Origin of the sequence: Pseudoalteromonas sp. MM1 (assembly GCF_030296835.1) — a bacterium.
GTDB lineage: Bacteria > Pseudomonadota > Gammaproteobacteria > Enterobacterales > Alteromonadaceae > Pseudoalteromonas.
The window spans coordinates 953,391-975,264 of sequence record NZ_AP027922.1 but is presented as its reverse complement, the minus strand read 5'-3'; the positions used below and the strand labels follow the sequence as shown (position 1 = coordinate 975,264).

At 40.5% G+C, this 21,874-nt stretch carries 16 protein-coding genes; 4 read left to right on the top strand and 12 right to left on the bottom strand.

What is annotated here, in order from left to right; all coding sequences use genetic code 11:
* Positions 1 to 133: 133 nt before the first annotated feature.
* From QUE46_RS04390 to QUE46_RS04380, 3 genes are all read right to left on the bottom strand, one after another.
* Positions 134 to 1,363 carry an ammonium transporter gene (locus QUE46_RS04390; RefSeq protein ID WP_286246375.1) on the bottom strand — a complete coding sequence of 410 codons (1,230 nt, stop codon included), beginning with the start codon at positions 1,361 to 1,363 and terminating at the stop codon, positions 134 to 136.
* 12 nt (positions 1,364 to 1,375) lie between these two features.
* Positions 1,376 to 1,714: a P-II family nitrogen regulator gene (locus QUE46_RS04385; RefSeq protein ID WP_004587162.1), complete on the bottom strand. Its 339-nt coding sequence runs from the start codon at positions 1,712 to 1,714 to the stop codon at positions 1,376 to 1,378.
* Between the two features lie 221 nt (positions 1,715 to 1,935).
* The gene (locus QUE46_RS04380) at positions 1,936 to 3,156 is read right to left on the bottom strand and encodes a response regulator (RefSeq protein WP_286246373.1); all 1,221 of its coding nucleotides are present in this window, start codon (positions 3,154 to 3,156) and stop codon (positions 1,936 to 1,938) included.
* A gap of 336 nt (positions 3,157 to 3,492) precedes the next feature.
* Here QUE46_RS04380 and QUE46_RS04375 point away from each other — a divergent pair, with 336 nt between their 5' ends.
* Positions 3,493 to 5,010, top strand: a complete 1,518-nt coding sequence (locus QUE46_RS04375; RefSeq protein WP_286246372.1) for a S10 family peptidase — start codon at positions 3,493 to 3,495, stop codon at positions 5,008 to 5,010.
* 24 nt (positions 5,011 to 5,034) lie between these two features.
* On the opposite strand, the gene QUE46_RS04370 is transcribed toward QUE46_RS04375, so the two are convergent.
* The 3 genes from QUE46_RS04370 to QUE46_RS04360 form a co-directional block, all read right to left on the bottom strand.
* On the bottom strand, positions 5,035 to 7,281 hold the full coding sequence (locus tag QUE46_RS04370; RefSeq protein WP_286246371.1) for an ATP-binding protein: 2,247 nt from the start codon (positions 7,279 to 7,281) through the stop codon (positions 5,035 to 5,037).
* Complete coding sequence (locus tag QUE46_RS04365) at positions 7,268 to 8,077, bottom strand: phosphate/phosphite/phosphonate ABC transporter substrate-binding protein (protein WP_286246370.1); 810 nt, start codon at positions 8,075 to 8,077, stop codon at positions 7,268 to 7,270. The genes QUE46_RS04370 and QUE46_RS04365 overlap by 14 nt, the downstream gene beginning before the upstream one ends.
* A gap of 153 nt (positions 8,078 to 8,230) precedes the next feature.
* Positions 8,231 to 9,751: a CYTH and CHAD domain-containing protein gene (locus tag QUE46_RS04360; RefSeq protein WP_286246369.1), complete on the bottom strand. Its 1,521-nt coding sequence runs from the start codon at positions 9,749 to 9,751 to the stop codon at positions 8,231 to 8,233.
* Between the two features lie 215 nt (positions 9,752 to 9,966).
* Here QUE46_RS04360 and QUE46_RS04355 point away from each other — a divergent pair, with 215 nt between their 5' ends.
* Positions 9,967 to 10,572 carry a TIGR04211 family SH3 domain-containing protein gene (locus QUE46_RS04355; protein ID WP_286246368.1) on the top strand — a complete coding sequence of 202 codons (606 nt, stop codon included), beginning with the start codon at positions 9,967 to 9,969 and terminating at the stop codon, positions 10,570 to 10,572.
* 113 nt (positions 10,573 to 10,685) lie between these two features.
* On the opposite strand, the gene QUE46_RS04350 is transcribed toward QUE46_RS04355, so the two are convergent.
* Positions 10,686 to 11,168, bottom strand: coding sequence for a winged helix-turn-helix transcriptional regulator (locus QUE46_RS04350; RefSeq protein WP_286246367.1), 483 nt, complete (start codon positions 11,166 to 11,168; stop codon positions 10,686 to 10,688).
* Positions 11,169 to 11,374: 206 nt separating this feature from the next.
* On the opposite strand from QUE46_RS04350, the gene putA reads away from it, so the two are divergent.
* Both putA and QUE46_RS04340 read left to right on the top strand, forming a co-directional pair.
* Positions 11,375 to 15,178 (top strand): bifunctional proline dehydrogenase/L-glutamate gamma-semialdehyde dehydrogenase PutA, encoded by a 3,804-nt coding sequence (gene putA / locus QUE46_RS04345; protein WP_286246366.1) that lies wholly within the window; start codon positions 11,375 to 11,377, stop codon positions 15,176 to 15,178.
* Positions 15,179 to 15,293: 115 nt separating this feature from the next.
* Positions 15,294 to 16,487, top strand: coding sequence for an HD-GYP domain-containing protein (locus QUE46_RS04340; RefSeq protein WP_286246365.1), 1,194 nt, complete (start codon positions 15,294 to 15,296; stop codon positions 16,485 to 16,487).
* Positions 16,488 to 16,525: 38 nt separating this feature from the next.
* Here the strand turns inward: QUE46_RS04340 and QUE46_RS04335 are convergent, their stop codons facing one another.
* From QUE46_RS04335 to QUE46_RS04315, 5 genes are all read right to left on the bottom strand, one after another.
* Complete coding sequence (locus tag QUE46_RS04335; RefSeq protein WP_286246364.1) at positions 16,526 to 17,605, bottom strand: general secretion pathway protein GspB; 1,080 nt, start codon at positions 17,603 to 17,605, stop codon at positions 16,526 to 16,528.
* Between the two features lie 11 nt (positions 17,606 to 17,616).
* Entirely contained in the window at positions 17,617 to 18,534 is a 918-nt protein-coding gene (locus tag QUE46_RS04330; protein WP_286246363.1) for an ExeA family protein, read from the bottom strand.
* A gap of 535 nt (positions 18,535 to 19,069) precedes the next feature.
* On the bottom strand, positions 19,070 to 19,588 hold the full coding sequence (locus tag QUE46_RS04325; RefSeq protein ID WP_286246362.1) for a DUF1566 domain-containing protein: 519 nt from the start codon (positions 19,586 to 19,588) through the stop codon (positions 19,070 to 19,072).
* A gap of 9 nt (positions 19,589 to 19,597) precedes the next feature.
* Positions 19,598 to 21,253, bottom strand: coding sequence for a DUF1566 domain-containing protein (locus QUE46_RS04320; protein ID WP_286246361.1), 1,656 nt, complete (start codon positions 21,251 to 21,253; stop codon positions 19,598 to 19,600).
* Between the two features lie 277 nt (positions 21,254 to 21,530).
* Positions 21,531 to 21,863, bottom strand: coding sequence for a hypothetical protein (locus QUE46_RS04315; protein ID WP_286246360.1), 333 nt, complete (start codon positions 21,861 to 21,863; stop codon positions 21,531 to 21,533).
* Positions 21,864 to 21,874 lie beyond the last annotated feature (11 nt).

Genomic DNA, 21,874 nt, shown 5'->3' with positions numbered 1-21,874 from the left:
TCCAAGGTTTATTCACGAGTGTGAGCTTAGCATATTGGTTATAGCCTAACACCTGAAAAGTTAACCCCCCCTGAAACGAAAAAAACCCTACCTAGGTAGGGCTTTGTGAACACAATGATCAATCTATTTAATATTAGTTACTGCGAACAGATACAAACTCAGGATAAGCATCAACACCACAATCGTGTTGATCCATACCGCTTAACTCTTCTTCTTCGGTTACGCGAATACCCATAGTTTGTTTCAAAATAGCCCATACGATGAATGAAACTACAAAAACAAAGGCTAAAATAGTCACTAAACCAATAAACTGTGTTACAAAGTTTGCATCGCCGTTAGATACAGGCACTAACATAATACCTAGCGCGCCACATACACCGTGAACTGAGATAGCACCAACGGGGTCATCAATCTTCGCTTTATCAAGAGCAACAATGCTAAATACAACCAGTGAGCCACCTAAAATACCTAGTAAACACGCCATTAATGGAGATGGTGAAAGTGGGTCTGCAGTAATAACCACTAAACCTGCTAATGCGCCGTTTAGTACCATAGTTAAATCAGCTTTACCCCATAACACTTTACATACAAACAGTGCAGCAATTGCACCCATTGCCGCAGCGGCATTGGTATTAAGTAAAATTTGACCTACAGCTGTTGCATTTTCTTTGTCTGAAAGCAGTAATTGCGAACCACCGTTAAAACCAAACCAACCCATCCATAAAATAAACGTACCTAGTGTAGCAAGTGGTAAGTTAGAACCTGGAATTGGGTAAATTTCACCGTTTTTACCGTATTTACCTTTACGAGCGCCAAGTAAAATTACACCTGCTAAAGCAGCTGCGGCACCCGCACCGTGAACAATGGCAGAGCCTGCAAAATCTACAAAGCCCATTTCTGATAAGAAACCGCCGCCCCAAGTCCAGTAACCTTCCATTGGGTAAATAAAGCCAGTTAAAACAACTGCAAATGCTAAGAAAGCAAATAACTTCATACGTTCAGCAACCGCACCCGATACAATCGACATCGCCGTTGCAACAAATACTACTTGGAAGAAAAAGTCTGATTCTAAAGAGTGGTCAGCATCGGCCGCTTGTGTGCCGATTAATGCGCCAATTGAAGGGATAATGCCGCCTTCAGCGTTGTCTACGTACATGATGTTGTAGCCAACTAATAAAAACATGGTACATGCGATAGAGTACAGCGCCACGTTTTTAGTTAAAATTTCAGTGGTGTTTTTAGAGCGAACTAAACCCGCTTCTAACATGGCAAAACCGGCTGCCATCCACATTACTAATATACCCGACACCAAAAAATAAAAGGTATCGAGTGAAAATTTGAGTTCTACAATTGTATTTTCCATTAATCAGCCCCCTTAAATTGCTTCTTCATCAAGTTCGCCCGTACGGATACGCACAATTTGATCTAAGTCGTACACGAAAATTTTACCGTCACCAATTTTGCCTGTTGATGCAATTTTGGTAATTGCTTCAACTACGCGTTGGCAGTTTTCGGTACGAGTAGCAATTTCAAGTTTGATCTTAGGAATAAAATCTACCTGATACTCTGCTCCACGATACAGCTCTGTATGGCCTCGTTGACGTCCAAAACCTTTCACATCAACTACGGTCATCCCTTCAATACCTAAATCAGCGAGCGCTTCACGCACATCATCTAATTTAAATGGTTTTATGATTGCACTAATCATTTTCATAGTGGCCCCCTCGGACGCTTTATTGTTATCCTGTTGGCTTACATAATCCAACCTTTGTGCCACTATTAAAAAACACTTAATATCAATAAGATAAGCATGAATAGTAAATTTAAAACAAAAAAAACGCACCATCAAGGTGCGCTTTTTTAACAACTTAGCTACATTGGTGCATCACCAAAAGTGACGCCCTACTAGCTTGTAATTAGTGTTATTTTTCATATTTACACAACACAGTTTCGGCCATTATTTTTGGCTTCATAAAGAGCAGCATCAGCGATGCGCATAGCCTGTGTTAAATCAGTGTTTTGAAAATCAGCAACACCAATACTAATGGTAATAGAAAACGGTTTTTCATCGATTAAAAATTCATGTTTAGCGAGTTTTTTTCTAAAGCCTTCTAAGTACTCTCGCCCACGCGCCGTGTCTATATCATCTAATATAATGGCAAATTCTTCGCCGCCCACCCGCGCAACAGTAAACTTAGAAAACGTCGTTTTAATTAACGTGGCCACCTGCTTTAGTGCCTGATCGCCCGCTTCGTGGCCTAGGGTGTCATTAATGTTTTTAAAAAAGTCTATATCGAGTAATGCAAGCGTGTTTTGCTGTTGTTTTTTTAATAGTTGCTCTGCATATTGGTAAAAATAACGGCGGTTATACATTCCCGTTAAATAATCTCTGTAAGCACTTTCTTTAATATCCGCAATCAATGACAACTGCTCCATTGTTTGCATAACACGACAATGAAACTCTTCATTCATAAATGGCTTTGTTAAAAAGTCGTTGGCACCGTACTTAATAAAACGAGCCGATAATCCGTGTTTACCCGCCCCCGAAAGCCCAATGATGGCCAAATCATCGCGCCCTCTAAAATTACGCACCGCTTTAACCAATTCAAAGCCATCCATTAATGGCATCGCATAATCGGTCATCAGCAATTTAATATTAGGATTATTTTTTATTATTTCGAGAGCTTGCTGACCATCTTGAGCATCAGTTACATCAAATAATTGCTTTTCTAGCATTTGTTTCATTAAAGAGCGGCTTAACACCGAATCATCTGCAACCAACGCCTTACAGCCTTGATTTCGCAGCAGTTGAGCCACTAACTTTATAGCGTAATGGTATGAGTCGCGGTTGTCTTTTATTACGTAGTCAATAACTCCGAGTTCTAGCATTTGCTGGCGCTTATACTCATCAATTTTAGAGGTAAGCACCACCGTAGGAATGGCATGTGAAAGCGTGAATTTTGCAACCTCACCATTAGGCGCATCAGGCAGGGTTAAATCAACTAACGCCAACGAGTATTTATGTTTTTCAATATAGTCTTGGCATTCATTTAATGACCATGCGAAATCGACAGCAACATCTAAATACTGAGCCGATAAGTGGCGTAGCACCTGCTGCACTACTTTGCTGTCTTCAACCACTAAAACTCTTTGCATAAACTTCTCTTTAATCTTGTTATTTTACGTACTAAAACTTGCACTTAAGCGACAAGTTATGAAAAACATCCAATAAAGCACTGTTTATGTAGCCATTGAGCTGGCTAGGTCCATTAATGTAGGCGCAAGTCTTGTATTTAATTCAAATACAAAGCCAGCTAAATATACTTGATTTTTTAACTAAGCTAAACACGCTAGGATAAATTAACTCTAAATAAACAAACATGCTGTTATAAGTTTAGACTTAACCAGTATTATCGACCATTAATCTCAATACTTTTGTTATTTTTGTATTTTTTATTTTAAATAGCATCTAAACAAAAATAAGGAACGACAATGAAGATTGCCCAATTAACTCGTTACACCTTAGCGCTTGCCATCGTATTGCTTAGCAGTGCTGCAACAGCAGAAAACCAACGAAAAATAGACATTGATAGCCACGTAGTCACTAAGCATAAAGCAAAAATTAATGGTGAACGCTTTAGTTACACAGTTAAAACAGGCACTCAGCCGGTGTGGAATGATAATGGCGATGCCATTGCCACATTACAATATACCTATTACACACGAGATAAAGTTGATAACAGTGCAGCTCGCCCGCTGTTGATATCGTTTAATGGCGGTCCAGGTTCGGCTTCTGTTTGGATGCACTTAGCCTATACTGGTCCACGCGTATTAAAAATTGATGACGAAGGCTACCCCATTCAGCCTTATGGCGTAAAAAACAACCCCTACTCAGTATTAGATGTAGCTGATATTGTTTATGTTAACCCCGTGAATACAGGTTATTCGCGCGTAATAGAAAACGCCAAAGGTGAGATGCTTTCGAAAGAGCAACAAAAAAAGCACTTTTTTGGTGTAAATGCCGATATAAAATACTTAGCTGAATGGCTAAATACCTTTGTTAATAGAAACGAGCGCTGGCGCTCACCTAAGTTTTTAATTGGAGAAAGCTACGGTACTACTCGTGTATCTGGCCTTGCCCATGAACTACAAAACAGTCAGTGGATGTACATTAATGGAGTGGTTTTAGTATCGCCCACGGATATTGGCATAAAACGGGACGGCCCTATAAAAGCGGCTAACCGCTTGCCTTATTTTGCTGCAACTGCGTGGTATCACAAAGCACTGAGTAAAAGCTTACAAGAAAAAGATCTCAATGAACTTTTACCCGAAGTAGAGCAATTTACCATTAATGAGCTTATTCCTGCCCTCGCTAAAGGTGGTTTTATCGATGCAGATAAAAAACGCCAAATAATAAAGAAAATGGCAGAATATGCCGGCCTTTCAGAGCAGTTTGTAGCTCAAAACAACTTAGACATTCCCACTCGATTTTTTTGGAAAGAACTTTTACGTGAGCGCGGACAAACTGTCGGACGACTAGATTCGCGCTATTTAGGTATTGATAAACGCGATGCTGGCGAATCCCCTGATTACTGGGCTGAGCTTACCTCTTGGCTGCATTCGTTTACACCCGCGATTAACTATTACCTGCGTGAAGAGCTCAACTATAAAACAGATGTTAAATATAACTTATTTGGCAATGTTCACCCGTGGGATCGCAGTAAAAATAATACCGGCGAAAACTTACGTTTAGCGATGGCACAAAACCCGTATTTAAACGTGATGATTCAAGCTGGCTACTACGATGGCGCAACCAATTACTTTGATGCTAAATACACGTTATGGCAGCTTGACCCAAGTGGAAAAATGAAAGATAGGTTAAGCTTTAAAGGGTATCGCAGCGGCCATATGATGTACCTGCGACATGAAGATCTTAAACTTTCTAATAACGACTTACGCGACTTTATTTTAAGTTCTTTACCCGCTAAAGGACAGGCCGCTAAATACTAATTAAAAGCCCGATTACATGAGGCATTAAGAAGATGCCTCATGTTTATTACAGTAAACTTTTAACTGTGTAACCACCTCATTAAACCCCGTTTGTAGAGCAAATAATAAGCTGTCATCTACCTTATTTTGTGCTGCTAAGCTTTCTATTTGTTGGCAAATGTCACTTAACTTTAACGCTGCAACCGACTTAGCCGATGACTTTAAACCATGAGCCTGAAAAGATAAATCGGCGTAATTTAAACTATGTGTATACGCTTCAATTAGCTTAACTTGCTCATAAGCGCTCTGTAAAAACGCTTGAAAGACTAAACAATGAACATGTTCATCTTTTCCTAACATAGAGTATAATAAAGGCATATCTAATTGGCTGTACTTAGAGCTTACTTGCTCGGTGGTTGGTAGCGGCTGTGTATACGAAGTAACAATGCCTTGCGAGTGCTTCATCAACAGTGCTTTTAAGCTCTCAAGCTCTATTGGTTTAGTTAAAAAACCATTCATCCCTGCGCTATAACAATCTTTTATGTTTTTTTCCATTATATTGGCTGTTACGGCAATAATTATTAGCTCATTAAACTGTGTACTTTTTCGTATTTTTTTTGCTAATTCAAGGCCATTTAACAACGGCATTTGAATATCGGTAAGTAGCATATCAAAGCTCTTATCTTGGAGCATTTGCCACGCCTGCTCGCCATTATTTGCAAATGTTGAGTTAATGCCAAGCATAGTCAGTTGCTGCTTTAAAACCTGCTGATTGGTAAGTTGATCTTCTGCCACCAGCACATTTAATACCGGCAGTTTGCCTGTGGCGAGGTCTCTAGGATCATTGTTGGGGTGGCTTAACGGCTTATCATTTTGTATTGTTGTTAAAGCGCTTTGTTCAAAGCTATTAAAACTAATAGTAAAACACGCGCCTCTATTTATTTGACTATTTACTTGCAGCTGCCCTTGCATTCTCTCTACAAGCTCTTTAGTAATAACTAACCCTATGCCCGTACCATGTGTTTTGCTGGTCTCTGCACCTAGCCTATCAAAGGGTTTAAAAAGCCTTAAAATGTCATCCTCTGAAAAACCGCACCCTGTATCTTCAATATTAATATTACAACGGCTGGAATCAGCAATTTCGCAGCGTATATCTATTTTCCCTCTCACTTTGTTATATTTTATTGCGTTGGAAAGTAAATTAAGCAGTACCTGTTTAAAACGACGCTTATCAACATATAAGTAAACACCCTCAAGCGAGTCAATATTATGAGTATTAATAGTAACAAGCTCAACTCTGGCAAGTTCGCTTACCATTTCAATACTATGCTGCAGCATGTCTTTGACGGGTGCATATTCAAAATTAAACTGCATATTCCCCGACTCAATCGCAGTTAAATCTAACACGTCGTTTATTAATAAAAGTAAATGCTCCCCAGCTTGGTAAATACTCTGGGCATTATCTTTGTGTACCTCGGTTGCTTTACTATCATATTGATAAAGCTGTGCTAAACCTAAAATGGCATTTAACGGCGTTCTAAGCTCATGGCTCATACTCGCCATAAAGTCAGACTTAGCCTTACTGGCCGACTCGGCTTGAATTCTCAGTGCGTTCACTTTTTGATGGTTAGCTGCAACTTCGCTGGCCATTTTATTAAATGCATTTATAACACTGCCAATCTCATTTTTTTGCTGTACGCTAACATGGCAATCAAAGTTCCCTTTAGCCAGTTTAGAAAAGGCCATTTCGAGCGCCCTTAAAGGGCTAGTAACTCTGTAATCGACCAACCAAGCTAAGCCAATAAAAAACACCACAAGTATAAAAAACTGAATATAAATTAACGTGTAATGTAGCTTTGCTGCTTCGCTTATTTCGTCCTTAAAATTAACGACTAGCGTTATTTCAGCCAAAGGCTTATCTAAAAAAATAATGCGCTCGCTCAACGTAACATTACCCTGCTGAGCTAACAGCTGCCACTCATCTAAAGGATATAATTGATTACTTGTCGTTGGATCAACTACCCTAATTGCTTTCCAATTAGGGTTTGTATTAAGTTGCGCATCTATTTGCTCATACAGCTGTGCATATTGGCGAGTTAACAACGGGGTTTTTATTGATGTAGATAGTTGCTTTAAAGAGCGCTGCGCTGCGCTTGAAAGGTCATTGCTTACCCACTTAGCTTGCTCTGGCAAAGCGTAAAAAATAAATAAGCATATTAATAAAAAGCCAAATGCCATTACTGCAATAAAGCTTTGACCCCTTAGGCTGTGCCACCAGTTAATTTTCAACATAAAACGAGCGTAAGCCCCATTGCGTTAATTGTTTATAATCGTCAATGCTTGCTTTGCTTGGGGTAATTATAGGAATTCCCGCTAATAGATGTTTTTGCTTAGGGTCGCTCCCTATTTCTATAATTGCTTGTTGAACTTGTGCTTGTAGATGATTATTTACCCTCGGGTGAACCACAATAGGGTGGCGGCTAACCTTACGTGTTTTGTAAATAACTTTCAGCTTTTGCTGCAAATTTTGAGGCTGTTGCTTTAATGTGCCCATCACCCCGCCACCGGCAGACGTTGCGTTAAGTGCCACGTTCAAATAAACAGATGAGTGTGTTTGTACATACACAGGCTTTATTGTTAAGCCATACAACAGGGCAAGTTCGGCCCGCATCAATAAAGAAGCCCCTAATGCATTAGGCGCAGGAAAAGCAATTTCGGCGCCTTCAAGCTGCTTAACTGACTCAATACTACTGCTTTTATTAACCACTAATACACCTTGTAAATGACGCGCAGCATCTTTCACTATAGGTAAATAGCCTTGCTTCTCGTAAGCAATAACACTATGCCATGGGTTCATATAAGCAAAATCGTAGTCGCCATGCGCAAAACCTTGCTCAAAAACCGGAATTGATTCCACTGTCACAAGCTTTAGTTGCACGCCTGTTTTTTCGGTTACTTTATTTAGAAAGGGCTGCCATATTGCAGTGAGCTTTTGAGGCTCATATTGCGGAACTACACCAAAAGTAAAGGTTTGGGCATATACACCCAAACTATTGAATAAAAAAAGCAAAACAACACTACACTTCATTCTAGTCTTACCATTGTAGATTTATGACTATAAGCATAGTTAACGAGTGACTAACGCACCATTTTTATTACGTAAAAATTAAGAGGTTATTAAATCAAGAAGATTTAGAAAGGTTAAAGCAGGTGCCAATACTCCAACACCTGCTTAAATATATTACTGCCAGTAAGGCTCTATATCAAAAGACGCTAAACGACTTTGCTCCATTGCACTAACTAGGTAATCTGACTTTTGATCTAGCCACTGTTGAATTTTAGCCAATTGCTCGTCTTCTTGCCCACAGCAAAGCTGCTTTAAATATTCCAGCGTGCTGAGCTCGTACATACCATGTGAAATATCCAACCAGGGTAGTCTAAATTCTAAGCGCTCTTCTTTGTCAAACAATGACCCTAAACAATTACCACTTAACAAGCTGTTTTCTAGCTGTGTGCGTAAGCCTAAATAGTCTTTTGCTGTAAGCGTTTGTTCCTTCGGAAGTAACTTATCTAAATTTTGCCAATCTTTATTAAATAAACGTTTAGCAATTTTAGCCACTGGCTGCTCTGCGGCTTGTAGTTGAGTTTGCCCCCAAAACTTACGCCATTGTTTATCTACCAACCAAGTAGTTAGCGAAAGCAATAAGCGGTTGTAGCGTGCACTTTGAAATAGCGCATTAATATCATCAATGCTGGGCTGAAGCTCTTTTAAATCGTTAATAACTTGCGCTAATGCAGGCGCTGCATTTATTTTTTTATAAAAAGCATGGCGTTTAGATGTATAAGTTTTTAACTGAATGGCATTTTCAACCCAAGCTAATTCACTTAAAAGCCACTTTAATTCAGTTCTTAATTGTTCAGTGCTATCTTTACTTACAATATCGTCAAACAACCAAAAATTATGTCTAATTAAACTAATGCCGTCAGTCACGCGTTTGAGCGTTTTTAAACTCGGTTTGTCAAAGTAGCACTGCTCATGCTTTTGCACAAAACGAATACCAAAATTCATGGCCTCAATCAGAGCTTGCTCTTGAGTTGCTTGTTTTTTTAATTTTACAAACCCAATAGACTTACTTGGTTTTAGCGGTGTTTCATCGGCTAGTCGGTAGCCTCTAGCTGCTTTTGAATAAAGCCCTAAGCGAATACAGTTTTGGCTAACAAGTTTATCTGCCAAAGCAAATAGCTCGTCTCTGTTGCCCTCAACAAGCTCTATTTCGAGCTCGCTTATAATATCAACCTTACCTGATGCTGCTATTTCGCCTTTATCTAACACTACTTCAATTTTTGCGCCATTTGGTGTTTCAATTAACCAAGTACGACGAATAAAGTTAGTGCTAAAAATAGGATATAAATTGTCGCTAATAGCATTTACTTGCATACAATGAGGCCAAATAGCCCTATTAAATGCTAATAAATCAGGGCGATTTGATTCAATCGGTAAGTTGTATTCGGGGCGTTGGTGAAGCCCGCCAACAACTTCGCCAGCTAGCTTTATTGTTTGTTCGCATTTGCTGTCGGCACAGCGGGTTCTGAAACCTATATCAAGGGCTCTTAGCTCTCTACTTGGGGTATCGTAATAGGCATTTTGCAAACTAAGTGAAGGTTTATTAATAACCGTTTTAGCAAATTGTGTGATTAGCGAGGGGATCAGTGGAACAACGGCATCTGATACCAAAAACTTCAGTTCTATCTCAGTATCCATTAGGGTTGAGGATTACCTTTAAAATAAATAAGTGCTCAAAATAAACAAAGCCACCTCATTTTGCAAATTTTTTAACCTTTTTGGCTGAGCAATGCCTGCATCGGGTTACAATATCAACCTTGCTATTAATGCGTTTAATCCATACTATCTGACTACTTATGTGAAAATCTCAATCACAACCACAACGGACACGGATAGACTAACAAGGTAGATAAATGCTAAAACACTGTTTACTAGGGCTACTTTTAACAGCCACCTCGTTTATAAGCCAAGCACAAGAAGCTCAAACAACCAATTCATCAGATGCAAATTCAGCTTATATAATCGACAATCTATATACCTTTATGCGCTCAGGCGCAGGTAAAAACTACCGCTTACTTGGCTCTGTAGATGCGGGCACTAAATTGACCGTGCTATCAACTGAAGAAAACGGCTTTATAAAAATAAAAGACGATAAAGACCGTGAAGGTTGGGTTGAGTCTAAATTTATATCGCAAACACCAGGGCTTCATCAGCAATATCAAACGCTTAGTAACGAAATGAGCACAGTGCAAAATAAACTGCGCCAAGCACAAGTTGAGATGCCACAGCTACAAGAGCAAAATCAAAGCTTAACTAATCAAAACAAATTGCTTAATCAGCAAATTACTGAGCTGCAAACAACACTTGAGCAAGAACGTGCTCAAAAACAAGCAGCCACTGCAAAAGAAAAACGCCAACTACTTACATATGGTGGCGCTATTGCTTTTATAGGCTTATTTTTAGGTATTATACTTACCGTGGTACTTTCGCGCCGTAAGCGCTACGAAGGATGGGCATAATTAACCTAAACTTTGGTTAACATAAGTTTACTAGCCGCCGGCTAAACATTAAAAAAGCACCCTTAGGTGCTTTTTTAATGTGTGTGTAATGCATTGTCATCAGTGTTTGGTTTTTAAACATCTAAGCGTAAACCAGGGTCCTGCTTAATTTTTTCTATTACCATGTAAGTGTGGTGAGTACCTACTCCCGGAATGTCGACCAAATCACCTAGCACCTGTCGGTACTCATCCATATTCGAGACCCTAATTTTTAGCAGGTAATCGTACCCTCCTGCTACCATATCGCACTCTACAACTTGCTCAATTTTAAGTATATGCTCTTTAAATACTTTAAAAACGGCCGTGTTAGAAGTTACTAAAGACACTTGCACATGTGCTACTAAGCTCTGATTCAGCTTTTGTTCGCTAAGCTTTGCAAAGTACCCTTCTATATAGCCTTCTTGCTCTAAACGTTTTACACGGTCAAGGCATGGGCTAGGACTTAAATTAACCTGTTTTGCTAGGTTAACATTGGAAATTCTGCCGTTCTTTTGAAGAACGTCTAAAATTGCTAAATCAATACGATCAAGCAGGCGTAATCTATTTGGACTTGTCATACAGAATTTTATACGGATAAGTTGAAATTATGCCCTGTAAATTATCGTAATTCGCGAAATTTAACCAGCATATTCTGCTGAAATTTAATTAGAATGCACGCATTACATCACTGGTAATTTATTGGTAGCAAAGTTGCTTTAGCTCTTAAGCACAAGCGCAAATATTTGCTCTACTATTTACATATTAACATTCCTAAGGGTTGCTTATGTTATTCAATGGCGATTTGACAACAACCTGTCCTACAAGACAGAAAATTCGTGATTTTTACCGCATTGATGAAAATGCTGTTATTGATCATATTTTACCACTTGCAGAAGTGGGTGTTAAAGCACGAAGCCGTGCATGGGAAAGAGCTCGCCAGATTGTTTTAAACATTCGAAAAGATCAAGACGGTCAAAGCGGTGTAGACGCACTTTTAAATGAATTTTCACTCTCAAGTGAAGAAGGTGTAGTGTTAATGTGTTTGGCCGAAGCCTTACTTCGTGTACCAGACAAAGCCACGCAAGATACGTTAATTCGAGACAAACTTGCTAAAGGTGATTGGAGTTCTCATTTAGGAAGCAGTGATTCTTTATTCGTAAATGCTTCTTCATGGGGCTTATTAGTAACCGGTAAAATGGTTAACTACACAGATAAAACTAAAGAACAGCAATTTGGTATGCTTAAAAAGACCATTGGTCGTTTAGGCGAACCTGTTATTCGCAAATCTGTAAACTTTGCCATGAAAATTATGGGTAAGCAGTTCGTTATGGGTCGCACCATTGACGAAGCCATTGAACGCGCAGCTGAAAAAGAGCAAAAAGGCTACGTTTACTCATACGACATGCTAGGCGAAGGCGCGCGCACCATGAAAGATGCTAAGCGTTACTTCGATAGCTACATGAACGCAATCCATGCTATTGGTAAAGCGGCAAATGGCCGTGGCCCAGTTAAAAGCCCAGGTATTTCAGTTAAACTTTCAGCTATTCATCCACGTTATGAGTTTACACATAAAGACCGTGTAATGGCCGAAATTGTACCTAAATTAAAAGAACTCGCACTGGCTGCTAAAAAGTACGACATTGGCTTTACGGTTGATGCCGAAGAAGCTGACCGCTTAGATATTTCGTTAGATGTAATTGAAGCGGTATTTAGCGATGAAGATTTAGGTAACTGGCAAGGTTTTGGTTTAGCCGTACAAGCATACCAAAAGCGCGCTATTTTTGTTATTGAATGGGTAACTGAACTTGCTACTCGCGTAGGCCGTAAAATGATGGTTCGCCTTGTAAAAGGTGCCTACTGGGATACAGAAATCAAAACCACACAACAAGATGGTTTAGAGCACTACCCAGTGTTTACCCGTAAAGCAACGACCGATGTATCTTACAAAGCCTGTGCAATAAGAATGTTAGAAGCGCGCGATGTACTGTATCCGCAATTTGCAACACATAACGCTTACACTGCGGCCACTATTTTAGAAGTTGCTAAAGGCGATAACACTGGATTTGAATTTCAGCGTTTACACGGTATGGGCGAATCTTTATTTGATCAAATCGTAACTGAAGAAAAAATTCAATGCCGTGTTTATGCACCTGTTGGCCAGCACGAAGACCTACTTGCCTACCTAGTTCGTCGTTTACTTGAAAATGGCGCAAACTCATCGTTTGTAAACGCCATTGTAGATACCACTAAACCTGTTGAGTCACTTCTTCCAGACCCTGTAGAAACACTGCAAGGTTTACGTAATAAGTACAATACGCAAATAAAAATGCCAATTGACTTATACGGCGACGAACGTGCTAACTCTAAAGGCATGGACTTAACTGATATTAATGCAATTACGCCATTCAAAACGAATCTTGAAAGCTGGTTTAATGAGCATTTAATTGACCAAAGCCAAGTACCACAAGGCGCATTAGCTGTTAAAAATCCAGCTAATCACAACGAAATTATTGGCCACGTTAAATTACAATCTAGCGATGAGATGAAAGATATTTTGGCCAATGCAGAAGCGGCATTTGAGTCATGGTCGCAAACATCTGTAAAAGAGCGTGCTAATTTGTTACGCCGTGTGGCAGATATTTTAGAACGTCACCACGACGAGCTCGTAGCTATATGTATTAAAGAAGCCGGTAAAATTGCCCAAGACGGTATTGACGAAGTACGTGAAGCCGTTGATTTTTGTCGTTACTACGCTGCACGCGCAGAAGAACTTGCAAGCGATGAGCGTTTTGAAGCACGCGGTGTAATTTTATGTATTAGTCCGTGGAACTTCCCACTTGCTATTTTCTTAGGCCAAGTTGCAGCTGCCATTGTGACTGGTAATACGGTTATTGCAAAACCTGCAGAACAAACAAGCTTAATTGCACTTCGTGCTATTGAGTTAATGCTTTCGGTTGGCTTACCTGAACACGTGGTACAGCCAGTTATTGCCCGTGGTTCTGAGGTCGGTAAAACAATTGTACCAGATGAGCGCATTCAAGCTGTAATGTTCACAGGCTCAACAGAGACTGGCACACTTATTTCACAAACTCTCGCTGCGCGTAACGATATTCAAGTACCGTTAATTGCAGAAACTGGTGGCCAAAACTGTATGATTGTTGATTCAACAGCGCTACCAGAGCAAGTTGTTGATGATGTAATAAGTTCTGGTTTCCAAAGTGCCGGTCAGCGCTGTTCTGCACTACGCGTGTTGTTTATTCAAGAAGACGTAGCCGATGGCATTATTGACATGCTTAAAGGTGCACTGGCAGAGCTGCATATTGGCGACCCGTCATTACTTTCTACCGACGTTGGCCCTGTAATTGACGAAAAAGCCCTTAAAACGCTAAATGATCATGTTGAATACTTAAAAGGTAATGCAACACTTCATTACGAGTGTAAGATCCCTGATAACACGCAAAACGGAGCCTACTTCTTTGCGCCTCGTTTATACGAAATAAAAGATTTATCAGTACTCAAACGTGAAGTATTTGGCCCATGTGTACACATTGTTCGTTTTAAAGCGAATGATATAGACAATGTAATTGACCAAATAAACAACACAGGTTACGGCTTAACAATGGGTATTCATTCACGTATTGAAGAGCGTTGTGAGTACCTAGCTAAAATGTCGCGTGCGGGCAATGTATACGTAAACCGTAACATGATTGGTGCCATTGTAGGTGTGCAACCATTTGGTGGCCGTGGTTTATCGGGTACTGGCCCTAAAGCCGGTGGACCTAACTACCTGCAGCGTTTAGTAAAAGAAAAAGCATCTCCTGATAACGTGCAAATGACTAACTTAACGCCTGATGAGCTTGATTTACACCATTACAGCGGTGCAAACGAGCAAGTTAAAAAGCTAATGGCTAACTCAATGCGTGATGAGAAAATTTGGCGTGCCACACCGTTAAATGACCGTGTGTCGGCTGTTCGTCAGTTACTTGCTAAAGTGGCAACGGTCGAAATTATTGATGACCTAGCAGATGATTTAGCATTAACGCTTTCAGAGGCGCGTGCACAACTTAACCGCTTAGAAAAACACATGCGTAAGTTTACTACTTTGCCTGGGCCTACTGGTGAATCGAATACCTTGCACCTTGAAGCGCGTGGTTGTGTAGTGTGTTATGCAGATAAAAGCACATCATTCAACTTTTGGGCGCTTTCAATTATTACCGCGCTTGCTGCAGGTAATACAGTAATCACAGTAGCATCAGAGCTATTTTATGATGAAGCAGTAGCTTTTAAAGATAAGTTTATTGCTACAGGCGTTGCAGAGGGCGTGTTCCAGGTTGCAAAGCCTAATCAGCTACAAGCTATTTTGGCTCACCCTCACTTAGCGGGTGCTGTGGTTGCTGCACGTTCGTCTCGTTTAGGTTACTTCAGCCAACAACTTGCACAGCGTAAAGGCGCTATTTTGCCAGTAATTAGTTCAGAGTATTACGATACGTTAATTAAGCGCTTAATTACTGAAAAAACGATCAGTATAGATACAACCGCATCTGGCGGTAATACCTCACTGATGACCTTAGTAGAAGATGACGAATAGACCATCTAATACTAATTAACTAAAAATGAAAAAAGGCACTTAAAAGTGCCTTTTTTTTTATGCTCCCGCGTATAATAATACTAATTGATGAAAGGCCCATTACAGAAGCGAAAAATTGAAAGTTATCTCTATTTCACAGTTACAGCCTGGCATGTTTGTACAAAATGTTACAAAGCAAACGGGCCGTATTAAAATTAAAAACCAAGGCTGGGTTAAAACTCAGGCGGGTATTGATAAGCTCATAAAAGCGGGCATTTTAGAAATAGAAATAGATCCAGATAAAACCTTAACGACCCCCGAGCCCGACACTCAGGCACCGGCCCCTAAGGCTGAGGTTAAAAAGCGCGACCCTTGGCTTAAAGTTCATAGTAGCGAACAAGAAATGGGCAAAGCTAAAAAGCTCTACGATGAAGCTAAAACACTTCAGCAAAAAGCTTTTGGCGATATTAAAGCGGGTAGAGATATAGACATAGCACCTTTTAAAGAGCTTGCTAGTGGCTTTATGGACTCTATTTTTAGAAACCAAGATGCCCTAGCCTGCTTAACGCAAATGCGCCAAAAAGATGCTTACTTACTTGAGCACTCTATAAATGTCTCTATTTTAATGGGTATTTTTGCAAAACACTTAGGCATAGAGCGCGACATTATTGTAGAGCTCACTACGGGTGCTTTGTTACATGACATAGGAAAAATTAAAATTCCTGACGAAGTGCTCAATAAACCGGGCCGCTTTAGTGATGAGGAATTCAAAATTATGCAAAACCATGCTCTTTATTCTAAGCAAATTTTGGAAGAAGCTGGGTTAACAGGTATTGCTGTAGATATTGCTGGCCTTCACCATGAGCGCTTAGATGGCAAAGGCTACCCATTTGCCAAAAAAGGCGATGAGATAAGCCAATACGTGCGCATGGCGTCAATTGTTGATGTATATGATGCACTTACGGCAGAACGCGTTTACAAAGCAGGCATGGAGCCTATTAAAGCGTTTAAAATTTTAAAAGATGGCTGCCCTGATAGCTTTGATGGTGAGCTACTCACTAAGTTTATTCAATGTATTGGCATTCATCCTGTAGGTACTCTTGTTAAGCTTTCAAGTCAAAAAGTTGGCCTAGTAACCCAAAGCAACCCAACCACTCCTTTAAAACCTGTGGTAAAAACATTTTACAGTGCAAAGCATAGCCGTTATACCGAAGTACAAGATATTGACTTGGCCAATAAAAAAACAGCCGATGTACTCGAGTCAACTGTAAAGCCGAAGGATTATAATATTGATTTAGAAAGATTTTATAAAAATTCGATTTTACCTTAATAAAAGCCGCTTCACTGCGGCTTTTTAATATAACGATATTACTGTGGCCAGTCTTGAAGTGCTTTTAGACTAAACTCATAACCATCAAAATCAAGTACACTTTGCTCTGGGGTAATTTCGCGAACTTTTAGTGCTCCTATACTTTCTCCTTCATGCAACTCTCTACCATTGAGCTTTATCCAGCGCTTATCCGCACTTGAAGAGTATATGTGTGCTTGGTATTTAATGCTTGGCAGCATGGCTTGTAAACCATCCGGTAATAATTCAACCGGTTCGACTCGGGAGGAGCTGCGTGATGCCTGCGTTACTTCGTAATCTTGCTCTTGCTCCGAGTCTTTTATCGCCTGCGCAAAGGCATCTTTTAACTTGCTCGGTACAGCGTCAAGCTCAGGGTCGCTTTGAGTCGATTGAGGACTTGTTGAGCTTTCAGCACCAAGGGGTTTTCCGAGCACTTTATACTTGCTCATATCTAAGCCTGCTGAGCTTGTATTTTGCATTTGCGGCTGCATAAATTGTGCGTTTTGGCCATGTGCGTTATAAGCAAGTGGATTATAACTTTGCGTGTTAGGTAATTGTGCATTATAAACTGGCTGATTAAGCGTATTTTGATTGTACCCATTAGCATTTATTGGGGTTTGCACATTGTAACCTTGTTGCTGCGTCGGGTTATCATTAATAGGAATATACTGCCCTTGTGGAGTAAGCAACATTTTTTGTACACCTGTTGGTGTTTGCACATATACCCATTGCCCTTCAATTGTAGCTTTATTACTATTTTTTTCAGTCTCTGTAGCGCTGGAGGTTACAGGCTTTTCAGCATTATTTTTTGCTGTTATTGGCTCATCTGTTACTGCTTGTTTTTGTTTTTTACTATCAGTGCTAACAATGCCAACCGGTTGGTTTGCTTTTAATAATGTACTGCTTTGCAACCACTTACCCGCCGTAAAGCCACCAGCTATAGTAATGAATGCAGCAATGGAGCCTCCTAGTAACCATACTATTTTTTTATAGCGCGTAAGTGCTTGTTGCTGTTTTAACTGCGCTGACTGCAAATCATATTGCTCGGCGCTCATATCTGCTTGTTGAGATTGCTTTAATGCATCTAATAAATAAGACATAAATTACCTAACTATATAATAAACGACATACCCACACCCACTGCAAATAAAGCAGCAAATGCTAAGTAATAATAAATACGGCCTGTGGATTTAGGCGCATTAGTCTGCGTAGCCACAAAGTCCATGGGCAAGGATTCTTGCGCAGATTGTTTTATAATATCACTATCTACAATAAGCTGCTGCTTAGAAAAAGCCCCAACTAACGCGCGCTCACACACTAAATTCATTAAACGTGGAATGCCGCCAGTTAACTGATGCACAGCTTGCATAGCATCGAGCGAAAACACGCCTTTATCACACCCCGCAATATGTAAACGATGCTTTATATACGCAACCGTTTGCCCTTGGGTGAGCGGTAATAAATGATACCGTGCTGTAATTCGCTGTGCTAACTGCCTAAGCTCAGTACGTTTTAATAATGCCTGAAGCTCTGGTTGACCCACTAATACAATTTGTAATAGCTTTTTATGATCAGTTTCTATGTTGGTTAGCAGTCGCAATTGCTCAAGCACATCGGGGGCAAGGAGCTGCGCTTCATCAATAATTAAAATAGTGTGCCCGCCCGCTTTATTATTAGCCTCTAGGTGCTGCTTAATTATGTCGGTTAAACTTTTAAGGGTGGCGTTTGTGGCATCGTAAGTAATATTTAGCTCATCGCAAATACTGGCCAAAAGCTCAAGTTCCGACAAAGCTGGGTTATGGATCATCGCAACTTGTGTGTTTTGTGGCAATTGCTCTAACATGCTACGGGTAATCGTGGTTTTGCCTGTTCCCACTTCGCCAGTGAGCAATACAAACCCGCCATCTTCGCCTAAACCATAGGTTAAGTGGGCAAGTGCCTCTTTATGGCGTTCGCTTAAAAATAAATAATGGGGGTTGGGCGAGATCGAAAATGGCTTTTCGCTCAAGCCAAAGTAGCTTAAATACACCGCAATGTTCCTTCGTCATTAAAACTCGGCCTATAATGGCAAAAAAAACGACAAAGTAACAACGTTGTATACGCTTTATTATTGAAATAACGTAAATTTATGTAAAACAAAAAAGCGCCGCTAAATTTAGCGGCGCTTTTGTATTAAAGCTAAATGCTTGGCTATTTTATTTACTTAGGGCTTGTTGACCTTTCGAGGTTGAATTTGCAGCAGCCTATTTGGTATTTAGGCAAGGCAGAGCCTATGTAGTGTGGTTGTTCCCCATAAATAGGCGATAACGACGTATAAATGCCAAACAGGCGCTGCCCAAAGGGTTCTGCCTAAGGGCAATTTCCTCTTTGTTGCCTACATGGATGTAGGTAAGGGGCGTGAGCAGGACGCGGAAGTTTTACTCGGTTTTTACTTATTCTTACATGGATGTAAGTCATTAGAATAACGCAGGAGCAGTTATCGAGCCCACTAGGTTACAAACCTCACGCCGCGATTAAATAGCCCTTAGATTGAACAAATTATAACCCTGAAAGGTCAACAGGCCCTAGTTTTCGTAACGCACTAAACGTAAATACACGTCACTAGTTTTAGCATGTAAACTATTGAGTCCGCTATCAAATTGGTAAACCCATGCTGAGCTCATCGTGCTTACGCCAGAGGTGTTACTCCAGTAGTTTTGCAATCTTGTACCTAAAAACACTTCTTCGTTAATGCTTGGCTCGGTGCAGCTGTGTTCTAAAATACTGGCAAGTTCTTTAATATTAGGCACTTGCCAATCATCGTAGTCAGCGGTAGTGTCGTTTTCTGCGCCTCTCAGCGCTTCTTGCCAATTAAGTGATGGCGTAGAACCTGTACAAGTTTCAGTGTCGCTATCGTAAACTTGTCCGTAGCTACAACGTTGCCACATTAGGCCAGTTTCAGTATCTAACACGGTGCCATCGTCATTAAGGGTAAAGCGAGTGGTTGGCGTTGTAGTATCCGCTCCGTCGTAACACGTTTGCGCCGCGGCTAGCTGAAAGCTGGCGCTAAATACAGCCATTGAAAATAGTAAGCGTGTTTTCATGGTTCTCTCCTATCGGCTTCTGACTAAACGTACATACGCGTATTTTTCTTTCGGGTAGGCTAAGTCATTCCCGTTGCTCATATCTATAATGTACGCTTGCGATAAGCTGGTACCATCGGCTGCAGTTTGCGATGTCCAGTAAGGTAAATTCACATCATCTATAGCGCCTGCTTCTGGCATATTAGGAAAAAACGCTTCATCAATTAATACGTTTTCGCCCTGCTTGCCATAATCAATTAAGCTCAACAGCTCAGTGTAAGTTGGTAAGCGCCAATTGGTACCGCCGCAGAAATCTAAGTCGTTCACTTCATTTATATAAGTTTGCACACCACAGCTTGTATCATCTGGGCAGGTGGTATTAGCGGTGCTTGTATCGGTAAAGGTGGTCGTACCTAAATCCCAAAAGTAATGATTTTGGCCATCGCGTAAGGTGGTATTAGGGAGCGTGCCTGATTCTACACTTTTAACCTCCCATACAAGCCCTGTTACGTTGTCGCGTATACAAGTAAAATTGTCACTATCATCAGCGACTTCATCGGCAAACTGGTTTAGCTTAGTGTAGTCAAACGCAAGGTTACCTTGACCTGCTTTATCTAGCTGGTTAGCAAAGCTGTCTCGACCAAGCTCTGCATCTTGCCCCGGAAAATCACTACTTTGGCAATTGATACGCTGCGTATTGTTAAAACACTCACCTAATCCACTATCGTTAATTAATCCAAGAGCTTTTGGCGATACGTCAATAAATACGGTATCGATGTCAGTGCGTCCTTTAGAATCGGTAACTGTGACCTCAAAGCTCAAAGTCGTATCTAAATCAACGTCGGAGGCAAAAAATGTCGTGGTACATTGGCTAGCATTTGCCAGCGTTTCGGCATTGCCTGTTAATTGTTGCCAGCTACACGAAAACGTATCTGTTAGGGTGTCACTTTCACTTGCATCTAAGGTCACTTCCTCAAATTCTTCTACGTTTTGGTCATCCCCTGCATTGGCTACAACTAGCTCATCGGTTTTATTGAGTGTCATACTGTATTCAGTACTTGCCTCGCCGCCCTCGTCGTCAGTAACGCTTAATTGCCATATTAAATTAGTATTTGATTCCAACAGCGGGTGGCTAAAACTTACCGTTGAATTGTCAAAGTCGGTTATATCTAGATCAGGGCCTGAAATTAATTGCCACTGATAGCTATTAATTTGGCCATTTTCGTCAGGATCGCTCGACTCTTCAGCGCTTAACGTTACGGTGTCATTATAGGTTGAAGGCAGTGTTTCTGGAGCTGTTTGACTAACAACAGCAAGCGGTAACTGATTGCTTGAGGTAATGAATATGCTCACGGTGTCACTAACTAAGCTACCGCTATCTGTTTGATAGCTTACTGATAGTACAAGTTCACTATCGGCTTTTACATCGGGCGCAGTAATTGTTTGCTCTGCACCTTCAAGCGGAAAGCCGTCCACAGATGGGCCACTAACGCGCTGCCAAGTAAAAGTGCCATCGGCTGGTGAGCCTTGCGCGGTGATTGTAAACTCTGTTTTCTCTACAACTTGTAGGTCGATTCCGGCATTAACCGTGGTTTCAACCGCAGAGTCATCACTACCACCGCCTCCACCGCCACAGGCAGCCAATAAAAAGCAAGATATAAGGGGAGTAAAAGCAAACGCCTTCATAAAACGCACCTATAATGTCAAATAATTACTATAGTGTAATTACTAGCAATAAAGATGCCATTTAGAGTTATACCAATCCGCATAATTAAGTGATCTATTTTGAGGCTGGAAAAACGTGTTGAGAACTTGGTAAAAAATTCGCTATTTAGTTGTTCTTGGCAATTGCTCCTGCATTGCTCTACCTTCTGCATCCATGCAGTCGTAACTAAGAACTTTTTAACGCAGGTAGCGACACGTTTAGCCTCGCAAAATGATTAAGTATTATTGCAGATTGGTCTTACATATACGTATCTTGATGAATACGCACAAACAGCTTAGTGCCTACTTTAGAGTAATCTACTTTGTATTCACGCCCATCCAGCGCTTGGATAAATAACAGCTGTTTTTCTTCACCAAAAATATCAGCACTACTTACATTAATTATTTCAAGGTAGCGCTCTTTAGCATCGCGCCGGTTTTTAGGTAACTCTTCTTTAAACGGCTCTAAACCATTTTGAGTTACCTTTATGCGTGGGTGCTGCTCTGCATTTACAATGACTAGATCAAGCTTTTTATCTTTATGGATAATGGTATTACGACCACTCTTTATAAAAGATCTTTCTTGGCTCATTATTTTTCCTA